The organism is Microbacterium meiriae (assembly GCF_032364335.1).
Taxonomy (GTDB): Bacteria; Actinomycetota; Actinomycetes; order Actinomycetales; family Microbacteriaceae; genus Microbacterium; species Microbacterium meiriae.
The window spans coordinates 2,628,161-2,643,184 of record NZ_CP133984.1 but is presented as its reverse complement, the minus strand read 5'-3'; the positions used below and the strand labels follow the sequence as shown (position 1 = coordinate 2,643,184).

The 15,024-nt window shown below is 69.8% G+C and carries 17 protein-coding genes and 2 tRNA genes; 12 read left to right on the top strand and 7 right to left on the bottom strand.

The genetic code is table 11. The features are described from left to right. The first annotated feature begins 31 nt into the window (after positions 1–31). From RI211_RS12790 to RI211_RS12770, 5 genes are all read left to right on the top strand, one after another. The gene (locus RI211_RS12790) at positions 32–1,189 is read left to right on the top strand and encodes a DNA polymerase III subunit delta' (RefSeq protein ID WP_187662107.1); all 1,158 of its coding nucleotides are present in this window, start codon (positions 32–34) and stop codon (positions 1,187–1,189) included. Continuing rightward, on the top strand, positions 1,186–2,739 hold the full coding sequence (locus RI211_RS12785; protein WP_315637858.1) for an alpha/beta hydrolase: 1,554 nt from the start codon (positions 1,186–1,188) through the stop codon (positions 2,737–2,739). Before RI211_RS12790 ends, RI211_RS12785 begins: the two co-directional genes overlap by 4 nt. A gap of 69 nt (positions 2,740–2,808) precedes the next feature. Beyond that, positions 2,809–2,881 (top strand) — tRNA-Thr (locus tag RI211_RS12780). A 78-nt stretch (positions 2,882–2,959) separates the two neighbouring features. After that, entirely contained in the window at positions 2,960–3,541 is a 582-nt protein-coding gene (locus RI211_RS12775) for an isochorismatase family protein (protein WP_187662105.1), read from the top strand. After that, entirely contained in the window at positions 3,538–4,071 is a 534-nt protein-coding gene (locus tag RI211_RS12770; protein WP_259951396.1) for a DUF1697 domain-containing protein, read from the top strand. Before RI211_RS12775 ends, RI211_RS12770 begins: the two co-directional genes overlap by 4 nt. Here the strand turns inward: RI211_RS12770 and RI211_RS12765 are convergent. Next, a complete protein-coding gene (locus RI211_RS12765) occupies positions 4,052–4,270 on the bottom strand; it encodes a hypothetical protein (protein ID WP_315637859.1) in 219 nt (72 codons plus the stop codon). The genes RI211_RS12770 and RI211_RS12765 overlap by 20 nt on opposite strands. Positions 4,271–4,295: 25 nt before the next feature. On the opposite strand from RI211_RS12765, the gene RI211_RS12760 reads away from it, so the two are divergent. After that, the gene (locus RI211_RS12760) at positions 4,296–4,814 is read left to right on the top strand and encodes a CGNR zinc finger domain-containing protein (RefSeq protein WP_315637860.1); all 519 of its coding nucleotides are present in this window, start codon (positions 4,296–4,298) and stop codon (positions 4,812–4,814) included. A gap of 3 nt (positions 4,815–4,817) precedes the next feature. On the opposite strand, the gene RI211_RS12755 is transcribed toward RI211_RS12760, so the two are convergent. Then, positions 4,818–5,363: a type 1 glutamine amidotransferase domain-containing protein gene (locus RI211_RS12755; RefSeq protein WP_025104283.1), complete on the bottom strand. Its 546-nt coding sequence runs from the start codon at positions 5,361–5,363 to the stop codon at positions 4,818–4,820. A gap of 157 nt (positions 5,364–5,520) precedes the next feature. Between RI211_RS12755 and RI211_RS12750 the strand changes: the two genes are divergently transcribed. Next, positions 5,521–5,985, top strand: coding sequence for a hypothetical protein (locus RI211_RS12750; RefSeq protein ID WP_315637861.1), 465 nt, complete (start codon positions 5,521–5,523; stop codon positions 5,983–5,985). An 8-nt stretch (positions 5,986–5,993) separates the two neighbouring features. Here RI211_RS12750 and RI211_RS12745 read toward each other — a convergent pair. Then, a tRNA-Lys gene (locus tag RI211_RS12745) sits at positions 5,994–6,066 on the bottom strand. Between the two features lie 135 nt (positions 6,067–6,201). After that, positions 6,202–6,861 (bottom strand): fasciclin domain-containing protein, encoded by a 660-nt coding sequence (locus tag RI211_RS12740; RefSeq protein ID WP_187662100.1) that lies wholly within the window; start codon positions 6,859–6,861, stop codon positions 6,202–6,204. A gap of 167 nt (positions 6,862–7,028) precedes the next feature. Here RI211_RS12740 and RI211_RS12735 point away from each other — a divergent pair, with 167 nt between their 5' ends. The 5 genes from RI211_RS12735 to RI211_RS12715 all read left to right on the top strand — a co-directional run bounded on the left by RI211_RS12735 (position 7,029) and on the right by RI211_RS12715 (position 11,860). Beyond that, complete coding sequence (locus tag RI211_RS12735; protein ID WP_315637862.1) at positions 7,029–8,741, top strand: cytochrome c biogenesis protein DipZ; 1,713 nt, start codon at positions 7,029–7,031, stop codon at positions 8,739–8,741. 31 nt (positions 8,742–8,772) lie between these two features. Next, positions 8,773–9,375, top strand: coding sequence for an ECF RNA polymerase sigma factor SigK (gene sigK, locus RI211_RS12730; RefSeq protein ID WP_187662098.1), 603 nt, complete (start codon positions 8,773–8,775; stop codon positions 9,373–9,375). Next, positions 9,372–10,145, top strand: a complete 774-nt coding sequence (locus tag RI211_RS12725; RefSeq protein ID WP_315637863.1) for an anti-sigma factor — start codon at positions 9,372–9,374, stop codon at positions 10,143–10,145. The genes sigK and RI211_RS12725 overlap by 4 nt, the downstream gene beginning before the upstream one ends. 29 nt (positions 10,146–10,174) lie before the next feature. After that, positions 10,175–10,804: a DNA-directed RNA polymerase subunit beta gene (locus RI211_RS12720; protein WP_315637864.1), complete on the top strand. Its 630-nt coding sequence runs from the start codon at positions 10,175–10,177 to the stop codon at positions 10,802–10,804. A gap of 171 nt (positions 10,805–10,975) precedes the next feature. Further along, the gene (locus RI211_RS12715; RefSeq protein WP_315637865.1) at positions 10,976–11,860 is read left to right on the top strand and encodes an aminodeoxychorismate lyase; all 885 of its coding nucleotides are present in this window, start codon (positions 10,976–10,978) and stop codon (positions 11,858–11,860) included. Between the two features lie 131 nt (positions 11,861–11,991). Here RI211_RS12715 and RI211_RS12710 read toward each other — a convergent pair whose 3' ends face one another. The 3 genes from RI211_RS12710 to pstA all read right to left on the bottom strand — a co-directional run bounded on the left by RI211_RS12710 (position 11,992) and on the right by pstA (position 15,024). Continuing rightward, positions 11,992–12,804, bottom strand: a complete 813-nt coding sequence (locus RI211_RS12710) for a hypothetical protein (RefSeq protein ID WP_315637866.1) — start codon at positions 12,802–12,804, stop codon at positions 11,992–11,994. A 313-nt stretch (positions 12,805–13,117) separates the two neighbouring features. Beyond that, a complete protein-coding gene (pstB, locus tag RI211_RS12705) occupies positions 13,118–13,897 on the bottom strand; it encodes a phosphate ABC transporter ATP-binding protein PstB (RefSeq protein ID WP_025104291.1) in 780 nt (259 codons plus the stop codon). Between the two features lie 29 nt (positions 13,898–13,926). Beyond that, on the bottom strand, positions 13,927–15,024 hold the full coding sequence (pstA, locus tag RI211_RS12700; RefSeq protein ID WP_268776741.1) for a phosphate ABC transporter permease PstA: 1,098 nt from the start codon (positions 15,022–15,024) through the stop codon (positions 13,927–13,929).

Below are 15,024 nucleotides of genomic sequence, written 5' to 3'. Positions count from 1 at the left end.
GAGCGTCGGCGGTGCCGATTAGGCTGAGTGCATGCCCTCAACCCTCGCCCCGCCTTTTCCGTGGGCAGACGTCTGGGGGCAGGAAGCCGCCGTCGAGACGCTGCGCTCCGCCTCATCCGATCCGGCCGCACTCTCGCACGCCTGGCTGATCACCGGCCCTCCGGGGTCCGGACGGTCGACCCTCGCCTATGCCTTCGCCGCCGCGCTCATCGCCGAGGGCCCCGACGACGAGGCCACGATGCGGCAGGTCCTCGCCGGGACGCACCCCGATGTGACCGCATTGCGCACCGACAAGGTGATCATCACCATCGCCGAGGCGCGCGCCCTCGTCGAACGCTCCTACTTCGCCCCGTCCGCCGGTCGCTACCGGGTCATCGTGGTGGAAGACGCCGATCGGATGGTGGAGCGCACCTCCAACGTGCTGCTCAAGGCACTGGAGGAGCCGCCGGAGCAGACCGTCTGGATCCTGTGCGCGCCGAGTGAGGCCGATCTCCTCCCCACGATCCGGTCGCGCGTGCGGTCGCTCCGTCTCCGCGAACCAGACGTGGCGGACGTGTCCCGCCTCATCAGCCTCCGCACGGGTGTGGACGAGGCGGTCGCCGAGCAGGCGGCTCGACACGCGCAGCGGCACATCGGCATGGCTCAGCGTCTGGCCACCGACGATGCCGCGCGCCGACGCCGCGACGAGACGCTCCGTGCCGTGATGGGGGTGCGCGGGGTCAACGACGCCGTCGAGGTCGCCGGGCGCATCATCCAAGCGGCGACGGAAGACGCCAAGGCCCTCACCGCCGAGCGGGACGCGGCCGAACGCGCCGCCCTGCTGCGCACCGTGGGGGTCGCCGAGGGTCAGGCGGTGCCTCCGGCGCTGCGCGCTCAGGTGTCGGCGCTGGAGGACGATCAGAAGAAGCGGGCCACGCGGAGTCTGCGGGACGGCATCGACCGCGTCCTCACCGACCTCCAGTCGCTCTTCCGCGATGTCGTGATGCTGCAGTACGGTCGCGGCGACGACCTCATCAACCGCGAGCTCCATGCCGAATTGGCCGGGCTCGCGTCCGCATGGAGCGTGGAGCGCACGCTCGTCGTGCTCGACCACCTGGCCGAGACCCGTGAGGCGCTGGAGCGCAACGTCGCCCCGCTGCTCGCGCTCGAGAGTTTGCTCGTGACCGTCACGAGCGGGAGGAAACCGTGAAGACTCGATCCCTGCCCCGCCTCCGTCGCACCGCGGCGCTCATCGCCGGTCTGGCCGCGGCCTCGGTCGCGCTCTCCGGATGCCTCTACGCCATGATCCCGGAGCAGTCCTCGAAGCCGGCCGTGGAGAAGACGCCGGACACCGAGGGCGTCGCGGAGGATCTGCTGCCCTTCTACTCCCAGGAGCTGGACTGGACCGACTGCGGTCAGGGCTTCGACTGCACGACCGTCACCGCGCCGCTCGACTGGGAGGACCCGAGCGCGGGAGAGATCGAGCTCGCCGTGGTGCGGCACCGCGCCGAGGGCGAGGCGATCGGCTCGCTGCTCACGAACCCCGGAGGGCCTGGTTCCAGCGGCGTCGACCTCATCCAGAGCAGCCTGGACTACGCGGTCGGCCCGGCGCTCATCGAGAACTACGACGTGATCGGCTTCGACCCGCGCGGTGTCGGGGCCTCCACCGCCGTCACCTGCTACGACGCGAAGGAGATGGACGACTACCTCTACGGCATCCCCGCCGCGCCGCGGGGCACCCCGGAGTGGGAGTCCGAGCTGCTCGACTCCGCTCGCGCCTTCGGAGAGGCGTGCGACGCGAACAGCGAGGGGATCCTGCCGTACATCACCACGGTCAACGCCGCCCGCGACATGGACCTCCTCCGCGCCGTCCTCGGCGACAAGGAGCTCAACTACCTCGGGTACTCGTACGGCACGTTCCTCGGCGCGACCTACGCCAAGCTCTACCCGGAGAAGGCCGGACGGCTCGTGCTCGACGGGGCGATCGACCCCTCCGTGCCCGGTCTCGAGGTCGGCGCCACGCAGGCACTCGGCTTCGAGTCGGCACTGCGGGCCTACATGCAGAACTGCCTCGACTCCGGCTCCTGCCCCTTCAGCGGGACGGTCGACGAGGCGATGGCCGATCTCGGCGCCCTGCTCGCGAGCGCGGACCGCACGCCGTTGAAGAACGGCGACGGCCGGCTCATGGGCGCCGACACCCTGATGACGGCGATCATCGCGGCGCTGTACTCGGAGGACAGCTGGGAGATCCTGACCCAGGCCCTGGACGAGGCGCTGCAGGGCGACCCGTCGACGGCCTTCCGCCTCACCGACTTCTACAACGGTCGGGAGAACGGCGCCTACATCGACAACTCGACCGAGGCCTTCCGTGCGTACAACTGCATGGACTACCCGGTCGAGGACGACCCTGCGGCAGAGGCGGCCACCGAGAAGAAGATCGCGGAGGGGGCGCCGACCATCGCTCCGTACTGGTCGGGACCCGACCCGTGCGAGGTGTGGCCGTATCCGCCTACCGGCACTCGCGAGAAGATCACCGCGGAAGGCGCGGGGCCCATCGTCGTCGTCGGCACCACCAACGATCCCGCGACCCCGTATGAGTGGTCGGAGTCGCTCGCCGACCAGCTCTCCGAGGGCGTCCTCATCACCCGTGTGGGCGAGGGGCACACCGGCTACAACAAGGGGAACGTCTGCGTGGATGACGCGGTGGAGGCCTTCCTGCTCGAAGACGTGGTGCCGGAGGACGGCCTGCGCTGCGAGTGAGCGCGCCTCGATTCGCGAGCGAGCGCGAGACAGGGTAATATCGGTGATCGCGCCGCTCACGCGTCGCACGCCGCTTTAGCTCAGTCGGCAGAGCATTTCACTCGTAATGAAAAGGTCGTCAGTTCGATTCTGACAAGCGGCTCAGGAAAACCCCCGGAACCCTCGTGGTCCCGGGGGTTTCCTCGTCTCCGGGCCCGGCCGTGGGGCGTACGCTCGGAGCATGAGCAGAGCGCTTCTCATCGTCGACGTGCAGAACGACTTCACCGAGGGCGGCGCCCTGGCCGTCCAGGGTGGTGACGCGGTGGCCGCCGCGATATCCGCCCACCTCGCGTCGCACGCCGCCGACTATGAGGTCATCGTGGCCTCCCGGGACTGGCACGACGCGGACGGCGACAACGGCGGGCACTTCTCCTCCACCCCCGACTACACCGACTCCTGGCCCGTGCACTGCGTCGCCGGCACCGCGGGGGCGGACTACGATCCGCTGCTGGTGACGGACGGCGTCACCCATCACGTGCGCAAGGGTCAGGGGCGCCCGGCGTACTCGATGTTCGAGGGGGTGTCCGACGACGGCGCGACGGTCGCCGCGGTCCTCAGCGCCGCGGGGGTCGTCACGGCGGACGTCGTCGGCATCGCCACAGACCACTGCGTCCGCGCTTCGGGGCTCGACGCGATCGCCCACGGTGTCCACGTCCGCATCCTCACGGACCTGATCGCCGGAGTCGCCCCCGAATCGAGCGCCGCGGCCCTCGCCGAACTCGCGCATGCCGGTGCCGAACTCCTCGAGAGCGCGGAGGCGTGAGTCGCAGCGTCCTCCTCCTCCGCGCGGTCAACGTCAGCGGACGCAGCAGCGTACCCATGGCCCGGCTGCGGGAAGTCCTCGACGCCGAGACCGACCTGCAGGACGTCTCCACCTACATCGCCAGCGGCAACATCGTCTGCGCGACCCCGCGAGACCCGGCGGCGTCCTGCGCGACGGTGCGCGCGCTGATCGCAGCCGAGTTCGGTGTCGACACCCCGGTCATCCACCGCACGCACGCCGAGCTCGCCGACTCCGAGGCGGCCCAGCCCTTCCCGGAGGGGGATCTGAAGCTGGTGCACGCGATGTTCCTCGAGGGTGCTCCGGCGGCCGGCGCCCTCGACGCCCTGCAGGGACGTCTCGTGCCGGGCGAGCGTCTCGCCCTGGTCGGGCACGATCTGTGGATCGACTACGCCGCCGGGGGAGTGCACACGACCAGACTCACGAAGGCGGTGCTCGACCGTGCGCTCGGGACTGCCGGGACGGCCCGTAACCTGCGCACCGTGCGGAAGCTCATCGCCCTGACGGCATGACCGCCGCGCGGCTCAGCGCGGCCGGTGGCACCTGAGCGTGCGCGGCCAGGTCGACCCGGCGGGAATCGCAGCCGACGCAACGGACGTACATCACGACGCCCTCGCTCGTGGGATGGCGCGACTCCACGAGCCAGGCGTGCTCGTGGGTGTCGGCGGGGGAGGCGAGCCGGGGGATCGGGAGGGTGTCGGAGGAGGTCATGGGACCAGCGTGGTGTAATGGTCTTATGCATCTCAACCCTTACGGCGAGTATGCGGTGCTCCTCGCCACCTCCCTCGCGAACGACTGGCCGGAGGACCGCGCGGGGATCGAGGAGCGCACGCTCGCGCTGGGGATGACGCAGACGTTTCCCCCGGCACCCGATGACCACGCGCAGGTGCGCGCGGTGATCGACGACTGGCTGGCCATCGTCGACGAACCGGACGCCGATGCACGGGCCGCTCTGCTCAACGATCAGCTCGCCGCCGCTGGGGCCTATCCGCGGCTCACCAACCACGATGACGAGGGGTGGCATCTGCACTATCGCGACGACGTGCGCTCGCTGCCCTTCGTGCTGCGCGCGATCATCAACCTCGGCACCGCGCTGCACCTCGTGACGAGAGGGATGAACCGTCTCGGACGCTGCGACGCTCCGCCGTGCACGAACGTCGTCGCGGATGTGACGCGCAACGGCCGCCAGCGGTTCTGCTCCGTGAGGTGCGCGAACCGGGCGGCCGTGCGGCGCCATCGGGCGCGCGTCAGCTGAGCGTCAGGCGGTCTGCCCCGCGTGCTTGCCCTCGCCGATCTCCTCGACGAGCTTGGCGTTGAACGCCGGGAGGTCGTCGGGGGTGCGGCTCGACACGAGACCCTCGTCGACCACGACCTCCTCGTCCACCCAGCTCGCTCCGGCGTTGCGGAGGTCGGTCTTCAGGCTGGGGTAGCTCGTGATCGTCCGACCGTCGACGACACCGGCCTCGATGAGGATCCAGGCGCCGTGGCAGATCACGCCGACGGGCTTGTGCTGCTCGAAGAACGCACGGGCCAGGTCGATGGAGGCCTGATCCATGCGGAGGTGGTCGGCGTTCACCACGCCGCCCGGCAGCACGAGCGCGTCGAACTGGTCGGCGGAGGCGTCGGCGGCCTTGAGGTCGACAGCCTGTTCGTGTCCGTTCTTGCCGGTGATCGCGGCACCGTCCGGCGCGATGAGAGTGGCGCTCGCGCCCTCCGTCGTCACCGCCTCCCAGGGGCTCGTGAGCTCGCTGTCCTCGAAGCCGTCCGTCGCCAGGAATGCCACGCGGTTTCCGGTGAGAGTCATGGTCCGTCCTTTCGGTGGGAAGTCGCCCTGTTCCGGGGACTCCTCGAGCCTCTCGCAGGGCTCCGGGCGTCGCCAGGGGGTGGCCAGCCGGAGACGACGGTGATACAGAGCGGCCGCGCTGGAGGGAAGGGCATCGGCGACTCGATACGATCCAGACATGCGCCTCCGTCCCGCTCTCCTCCTCCTGCCGGTGCTGGTCGTCCTCGCCGGCTGCACGCCGGCCCCGGAACCGACGCCGACCGCGACCTCCAGCGACACGGGGACGCCGTCGTCCTCGCCCGCCCCCACGCCGACCCCGACGCCCGCGGAGACGTCGTCGCCGCCGGCCGCCGGTGCCTTCACGAAGGTGCAGCTCGTCTCCCTCTGCACCGACAAGATCCGCACGATCTCGCCGAACGCCACGTTCTTCGCCGACATGGCGACCACCGAGTGGCTGGAACAGTCAGCGGTGTGGTTCGTGGCCGTCCCGGAGACGATCGACGGTCAGGACAACGTCGCCGTCTGCGGCATCGGGGGGAGCCCTGACGCTCCCGACTTCGTGATGCACGGCGAGACGCTGCCGGACGGCGTCGCCGGGATCCGCGACGACCTGCTCGCCGGGAACGCCGGCGGCGACGACTGAGGATGCGGTGGGCCCCGTGGGGCTCGAACCCACGACCCGCGGATTAAAAGTCCGATGCTCTGCCAACTGAGCTAGAGGCCCGTGCTCCCAGTCTAGGGGGCGCACGACGAGGGGCCGTCGGCGCCACAGCCGCCGACGGCCCCTTCACCTGCCCCGTGTCCCTCCTGACAACAGGGGAGGCCGTGTGCCGGTCGGGTCACCGGCACCGTCCCTGGCTTACTCAGCCGGGGGCATCAGGACCGAGTCGATGAGGTACACGGTCGCGTTCGCGGTCTGCACGCCGCCGCAGATGACGTTGGCGTCGTTGACCATCCACTCGTCACCGCTGCCGGTCACCTCGAGGTCGGCGCCCTGGACGGTGGTGTGCATGCCCTCGATGTCGGACGGCTCGATCTGGCCGGGGACCACGTGGTACGTGAGGATCGAGGTCAGCAGGTCGCTGTCGGTCTTCAGGGTCTCGATCGTCGCGGCGTCGATCTTCGCGAAGGCGTCGTCGACCGGTGCGAACACGGTGAACTCGTCGCCGTTGAGCGTGTCGACGAGGTTCACGTCGGGGTTCAGCTCACCGCTGACGGCCGAGACGAGCGTCGTCAGCATCGGGTTGTTCGAGGCGGCGACCGCCACCGGGTCCTGGGACATGCCCTGGATCGAACCGGCGCCGTCCGGGACCTCTTCGGCGTACGCCGCGCAGCCGGGACCGACGAGGTTCGCGGCGGGATCCATCTCCATCGGCGTCGACTCCGACGACTCCGGCGTCGTCGGCTCCGACGACTCCTCCGTGCTCGTCCCGCTGCCCATGGAACATGCCGAGAGCAGGAATGCGCTCGCCAGACCCAGGGTGACTGCTGCGGTGACCTTCTTCTTGGTGCTGAACATGTCGAGCTCCTTCGAAACTCCGGCCACGGCCTCTCCGTGGCGTCGAGGGCTGTTCGGAAGCCTCCGCGGATCGGATGGGAAGAATTTCGAGATTCTCCGAAATCGGATCCGATCCAATCCGTTGCGGGGGGTCGGCGCGAACAGCACCCGACAGAGACGAGGACCTCATGGACCTGATCATCATCGGCCTGCTCGGCGGGCTCATTACCGGCATCTCGCCGTGCATCCTGCCCGTGCTCCCGGTGATCTTCCTCACCGGCGGAGCCCAGTCGGCGTCGTACGAGGGGGAGGCGGTGCCGGCGAAACGCAGCCGCCCCTACTTCGTCATCGCGGGGCTCGTGCTCAGCTTCACGCTCGTGACGCTCGCCGGGTCGCTCCTGTTGGGCCTGCTGAACCTGCCGCAGGACATCATCCGCTGGGTCGGCATCGCGGTGCTGGTCATCATCGGGGTGGGACTCATCGTGCCGCGGTTCCAGCACATCCTGGAGCGGCCGTTTCAGCGCTTCGGGCAGCGAGAGGTGAAGAACCGCGGTAACGGGTTCGGCGTCGGTCTCGCCCTCGGGGCGGTCTTCGTCCCGTGCGCGGGTCCTGTCCTCGCGGCCATCATCGTCGCGGGCTCCACCGGGCAGATCGGCGTCGGCACCGTGCTGCTCACCGTCTCCTTCGCGATCGGCGTCGCCGTGCCCCTGTTGGTCTTCGCGCTCGCCGGTCGCAGCGTCATCGAGCGCATCCGGGCCTTCCGCACGAAGGAACGGGCGCTCCGGATCGCCGCCGGGGTGGCGATGATCGCGCTCGCCGTGGGTCTCGTCTTCAACGTCCCCCAGGCGCTGCAGCGGCTGCTCCCGGACTACACCGCGCCGCTGCAGGAGCAGATCGCCGACTCCGAGCAGGTGCAGGACGCCCTCGATCTCGGCGGCCTCGTCAACGAGGAGAACAAGGACCTCGACCAGTGCACGAACGGCGCGACCGAACTCGAGTCCTGCGGAACGGCGCCGTCCATCAAGGGCATCCAGCAGTGGCTCAACACGCCGGACGGAGAGGCCATCGATCTGAAGGATCTGCGCGGGCAGGTGGTGCTCATCGACTTCTGGGCGTACTCCTGCATCAACTGCCAGCGCTCCATCCCGCACGTCGTGGCCTGGGATGAGACCTACCGTGATGCGGGGCTGCAGGTGATCGGCGTCCACTCGCCCGAGTACGCGTTCGAGAAGGATCCGGGGAACGTCGCCGCCGGCGCACGCGACTTCGGCATCGAGTACCCCGTCGCGCTCGACAACTCGCTCTCCACCTGGACCAACTACCGCAATCGGTACTGGCCCGCGCACTACCTCATCGACGCGGAGGGCACCGTGCGCCACATCTCCTTCGGTGAGGGCAACTACGCCGCGACCGAGAAGATGATCAGGGAGCTGCTGCAGGACGCCGACCCCGACGTCGAGCTTCCCGCGGCCACGGACGTGAAGGACGAGACCCCCGAGGTGGGCGCCACGACCCGGGAGACCTTCCTCGGCTCCTCGAAGGACGTCAACTACGGCGGCGGCGGCGAGTACCGTCGCGGCGACGGCAGCTTCACCTTCCCCGACGACCAGCCGGACGACAGCTTCGCGCTGGACGGGGACTGGACCGTGGACACCCAGTACGTGACGCCGACGGCTGACGACGCGCGGATCCGGCTGCAGTATCGCGCGGCCGAGGTGCGCATGGTCGTCGCGGGGTCGGGTGAGGTGGTGGTCACGGACGCCGACGGGAACGAACAGACGATCCGGATCGACGGAACGCCGCGTTCGTACGGCCTGCTCGAGGAGGGCGACATCGAGAAGGGCACGTTCACGCTCGAGGTCCCCACCGGCGTCGAGGTGTATTCGTTCACATTCGGGTGACGTCTGCACGGGAAGAGGGAGGAGATACGGCATGCTTATGGAGATGGTCATCGATGGGATGGACGTCCCCGAGGACGGGGCGGCGCCGCAGGATGCTGTCGCCGACCTCCTCGTCCGCGTCGCCTCCGGTGATCAGGCTGCCTTCGCCGCGCTGTACGACTCCCTCTCCTCCCGTGTGTTCGGCCTCATCCTCCGCGTGCTCGTGAACCGCGCGCAGAGCGAGGAGGTGCTGCAGGAGGTGTTCCTCGAGATCTGGCAATCCGCTTCCCGGTTCGCTCCGAACAAGGGACAGGGACGAACCTGGGTGATGACGATCGCGCATCGCCGGGCCGTGGATCGGGTGCGGGCTTCGCAGTCGAGTGCGGACCGGGACGTGCGTGCGGGCTATCGAGACCTCGGCGTCGCGCACGACAGCGTGGCGGAACGGGTCGAACTGGGGATCGAGGGAGAGCGGGTCGTCGCAGCGCTGACGGGGCTTCCCGAGGCGCAGCGGGAGGCGCTCGTCCTCGCCTACTACGGCGGTTACAGTCAGAACGAGATCGCGGCGCTCGTGGGAGCACCGCTCGGCACGATCAAGACACGGATGAGAGACGGGCTGACCCGGCTCCGCACGGCGATGGGGGTGACGGCATGAACGAGAAGGACTTCGCAGAACTCGCGGCAGGTGCCGCGCTCCACGCGCTGTCGGCGGACGACGAGCGTCGGTACCGACGCGCCCTCGCCGAGCATCCGGAGTGGGCGGCGCAGCACGACGCCGACGCCGAGGCTGCTGCTCTCCTCGCTGACGGCATGGCTCCGGTCGCTCCGCCCGCCGGCATCCGCGCGGCCCTGCTCGCCCAGATCGCCAAGACTCCGCAGGATGACGCCACGGACCCCGAGGCCGACCCGGAGGTCCCGGCGGCGGCGAGTTCGATTCCCGCCGATGAGACGGCGCCCCGCACGCCCCGACGCTGGACCCGGCTCGCGTTCGCGCTCGCCGCATGTCTCGCGCTCCTGGTGGGTGTCGGTATCGGTGCCGTCGCCCTCAACGATCAGCTGAACCGGCCGGAGAGCGTCGTCGCGCTGCAGGAGATCGAATCCGCGGGCGATGCGCAGAAGGCCACGGTGGAGCTCGACGACGGTGCGACGGCCACCGCGCACTGGTCGGGCTCGGTCGGCAAGGCCGTGCTGGTCACGGATGGGCTGCCCGAGGTCGCGGACGGGAAGACGTACGAGCTGTGGTTCGTGCGCGGGGAGGACCCGATCGCCGCCGGCGTGTTCGATGTCGACGGTGGGGAGGCCACCGCGCTCCTCGAGGGCGAGATGCAGGTCGGCGATGCCATCGCGGTGACGATCGAGCAGGAGGGCGGATCGCCGTCCGGACTGCCCACGACCGACCCGGTGATCGTCATCCCGACGGCCTGAGAGGCCCCGGTCCGGCGTACCCTGGAGGGATGCCCGAGCAGCACCACCGTCCCGTGCGTCGACCGACGAGCGCTTTCGACAACATCGTCGGCGCCCATGACCCCGCCGAGGAGACGCGCGTCGCGCACGCCACCGCCTCCGCGCTGCTGACCCGCGTCCGCGAGGACGAGAGCGGGGCGAGCGTCGAACGGCTGATCGCCTTCACGAGCGAGCACGGCATCGACGAGATCGCCGAACTGTGGTCGAAGGCGCCGTCGCGCACCCTCCCGGGGTCGCTGTGGCGGCTGTACGTCCTCCAGCTCGCCATCCACGGCGATCCGCGCACGGCGGCCCTCCTCTACGACCGCGGGCGGGTCGAGCTGCCGTCGGCCGATGCCGTGGTCGCCGGAGCGCCGGTGCCGGCGAGCCCGGACGAGCTCGTGGCGCTCATCGACACGATCCTGCGCGGCGCCTTCCGCGGCGACTTCGCCGTCGCGCTGGAGCGCGCGGCGGCGTTCTGCCGCGTCCAGGCCTCCGGCGCGACGCACACCGCCGACGACTACGAGCCGACGGAGCCCGCCCGTGCCAGCGAGCTCACCACGCGGGCGCAGCGGCTGAGCAGCTATGCCCAGGACCTCGCAGCGTCGGCGGCTCTGTGGCGCACCGGAGCGCTGGCCTGAGTTCGGCTCTGTCGGGACGGCATCCGGACAGAGAAAGACCGGGCCGCAAGAACGCCTCTCGGCGGAAGGCCGCTCGCAGCGGCGAAAATTGGAGCCCGGGGTTATGCGGCCCGGCCACTCCAGTGTAACGCGAGGACGCGGTGGGTATTCCCGGCGGCCTAGGCTCGTCACATGACCCGTCGCTTCGCCCTCATGATCGATCCCGTCGCCGCCTACGAGCAGCGTGACGACTACGCCGACACGTTCACGCAGGTGGACGCCGCGGCCCCCGCCCTCAGCGTCGGCGAGCTGAGCACGCAACGGGGCGATGGCGTGTTCGAGTCCATCGGCGTGATCGACGGACATGCGCAGGAGGTCGTCCCGCATCTGGAACGCCTTGCGCACTCGGCGCGACTCTGCGACCTCCCGGTGCCGAACCAGGAGCAGTGGCGTCAGGCGATCCAGCAGGCCGCAGCACAGCTCGGGGCGGGGGAGTCGGTCATCAAGCTGATCCTCAGCCGCGGCGTCGAGCACGGTCCGACGCCGACCGCGTGGGTCACGGCGGCTCCGGCGGCGGACTTCGCGGCGGTGCGGCGGAACGGCGTCAAGGTCGTCACCCTGGACCGCGGATACGACCTCGGCGCCGCGGAACGCGCCCCCTGGCTGCTGCTCGGGGCCAAGACGCTGTCCTACGCCGTGAACATGGCGGCCCTGCGCGAGGCCAAGCGCCGCGGAGCCGACGACGCGATCTTCCTGTCGAGCGACGGCTTCGTGCTGGAGGCTCCGACGGCCTCCCTCATCCTGCGCGTCGGCGACCGGTTCACGACCCCGGCCCCGAACGGCGGCATCCTGCACGGGACCACGCAGCTCAGCGTCTACGACCACCTCCTCGCACGCGGCTTCGAAGTGGGCTACGATCGCATCCCCGCCGCCGATCTGACGCAGGCCGATGCCGCGTGGCTCGTGTCGAGTGTGCGTCTCGCGACCGCCATCACCGCGATCGACGGCACGCCGGTTCCCGTGGACACCGCCCTCACCGACGACCTCAACACCTACCTCCTCTCCCCGCGCGACTGAGGTCCCTGGGTTCCCGGGCACAGCTTCGGAGATCCCGGACGACACGCCGACACTCACCGCCCGATACCGGCGTGTCCTCGATGATCTCCGAAGCTGTGCACGGCACAGGGCGGCAAGATGCTGGGTCGGGGTCAGGGGCGGCGACCCATGGTCTCGACGATGGCGCGCTCGACGAGGGGCCAGTCATGGAGGACCATCGCGTAGTCGAAGCGGAGCGTGGGGTGACCCCAGCCCGCAGCGGTCGCATCGCGGACCAGATCGCGGTGCCGGAGCGAGCTCTCCTCGTGGTTGGCGCGTCCGTCGGTCTCGATGATGAGCCAGCCGTCGATGAGGAGGTCCACCCGGCCTGTTCCGACCACGCCGACCTGCGTCCGCACGCGCCACCCATACCGCCGGATCCGCAGCCGCACCAGAGACTCCAGCCCGCTGTCGGCGTCGGCCCGCGAGAACGCGATGAGGTCGCGTCCCTCGGCTCCGAGCCGGTCACCGAGCCGGCGCAGCCCGACCTCGTCGATGAGTTCGAGCCGGCGGGCGGACTCCACGGCGACGAAGAACGCCTCCGGCCCTCGGCAGCCGTAGATCCGCCGGAGCACGAGGGGCACCCCCGGCTGCTCGAAGGCACTGCTCGACATCGCAGCATCCCAGTGCGTCACGCACCGGCAGCCCTCGTGCGGATACTGATGGCGGTCGTGGTGCATCCAGACGTGCAGGGCCGGCTCGTCGAGCACCCAGAGCCCGAGATGCCGCGCTGCGGACTCGCAGCCGAGGACCCCGCCGTGGGCGGCGGCGGTCACGACCTCCACGCAGGCGCGGTCCGTTGCGTAGACCCCGCGCCGCACCCGGAGGAGGGTGCCGCCGCGCACCCGACGCTCGATCTGCCGTCGTCCGTGTCGTGAGCGGAGCGCGGCATACGTCCACACCTGCGTCCCTCGCCCCGTGCACATCCCGCCATCATTCGCGCCGTCTCGGCCTCCCCGGCCGCGACTCGCCTCGGTAGCCCACCGCCTGTGGACGGTCCTCCCGACTCGCGATCTGTGCAGGAGCCCCGACTCGTGCACAGCTTCGGAGATCGAAGGAGACACGCCGTGGCCGGAGCCCGGGCGACGGCGTGTCGCGCGGCATCTCCGAAGTTGCGCCCGGGGACAGGCCCGGGGACGGGCCCGGGGACGGGGCGGGGGACGGGCCCGGGGACGGGGCGGGGGACAGGTTCGGGCCCGGACGCGAGGCGTCCGGGCCCGAAGGTCGAGAGAGTGCGGGTCAGCCGAAGCGGCCGGAGACGTAGTCCTCGGTGGCCTGCACGGACGGAGTGGTGAAGATGCTGGTGGTGTCGTCGTACTCGATGAGCTTGCCGGGCTTCCCCGTGCCGGCGATGTTGAAGAACGCCGTCTTGTCGGAGACTCGGGACGCCTGCTGCATGTTGTGCGTGACGATCACGATCGTGAACTCGTTCTTCAGCTCGCCGATCAGCTCCTCGATCGCGTAGGTCGAGATGGGGTCGAGCGCCGAGCACGGCTCATCCATCAGCAGCACCTCGGGGGAGACGGCGATCGCGCGGGCGATGCACAGGCGCTGCTGCTGGCCGCCCGAGAGTCCGGAGCCGGGACGGTCGAGGCGGTCCTTGACCTCGTTCCACAGGTTCGCGCCGGTGAGGGACTTCTCGACGAGGTCGTCCTGCTCGCTCTTCGACATGCGCTTGTTGTTGAGCTTCACACCCGCGAGCACGTTCTCCTTGATCGACATCGTGGGGAACGGGTTCGGGCGCTGGAACACCATGCCGACCTGGCGACGCACGAGCACGGGGTCGACGCCGGCGCCGTAGAGGTCCTTGCCGTCGAGGAGCACTTCGCCCTCCACACGGGCGCCGGGGATGACCTCGTGCATGCGGTTGAGGGTGCGGAGGAAGGTGGACTTGCCGCAGCCGGACGGGCCGATGAAGGCCGTGACGCTGCGCGGCTGGATGTCGAGGGAGACGCCTTCGACCGCGAGGAAGTTGCCGTAGTAGACGTTGAGGTCGTTGACTTCGATGCTCTTGGACACGTGGATTCCTATTCTGAGTGGTCGGGCGCTCAGCGGCCGTTGACCTTCGGGGCGAACAGCTTCGCGATCAGGCGCGCGAGCAGGTTCAGCACCATGACGATGAGGATGAGGGTGAGGGCGGCGGCCCAGGCGCGCGCGACGGCGGCGTCCGGGCTCGTGCCCTGGTTCATGTACTGGTTGTAGGCGAACACCGGGAGGGTCATCATCTGGCCGTCGAAGATGTTCGTGTTCAGGCTCTGCGTGAAGCCGGCGGTGAGCAGCAGCGGGGCGGTCTCGCCGATCACGCGGGAGATGGCGAGCATCACCGAGGTCATGATGCCGGCGATCGAGGTGGGCAGCACGACCTTGAGGATCGTGAGCCACTTCGGCACGCCCAGGGCGTAGGAGGCCTCGCGCAGCTCGTTCGGAACGATCCGCAGCAGCTCCTCGCTGCCTCGCACCACCACCGGGGTCATCAGCACCGCGAGCGCGAGCGCGCCCATGAAGCCCATCGAGATGCCGGGGCGGATCAGGAGCGCGAACACCGCGTAGATGAACAGACCGGCGACGATCGAGGGGATGCCCGTCATCACGTCGACGAAGAACGTGATGGCCTTGGCGATCTTGCCGCGGCCGTACTCGACGAGGTAGATCGAGGTCATCAGGCCGACCGGCACCGAGATGATCGTGGCCGTGAGCGTGATGAGGACGGTGCCCCAGATCGCGTGCACGATGCCGCCGCCGTCGCCGACGACGTTGCGCATCGAGTAGGAGAAGAACTCGGCGTCGAAGCGCTCGATGCCGTTCGCCACCACGGTCCACAGCAGCGAGATCAGCGGCAGCAGGGCGATGAGGAAGGCGGTGGCGACGAGGGCCGTCATCAGGCGGTCCACGGCCTTCCGGCGGCTCTCCGCGATGGAGGAGATCACGGTGATGATCACCATGTAGAGCAGGATGCCGACGATGACGGTGCCCGCGATGTTGAAGTCGGCGAGCGGGGTGTCGGACCCGGCGGCGGCGACGCCGAAGACCGCGGCGGACACGACGAAGGAGACGCCGAGAAGGGCCCACGGCGCCCACTTCGGAAGACGGCCGGAGGTGAGGGCGGTGGTGCTCGCGGAGGGCGGAGCGCTGGTGAGGGCGGTCAT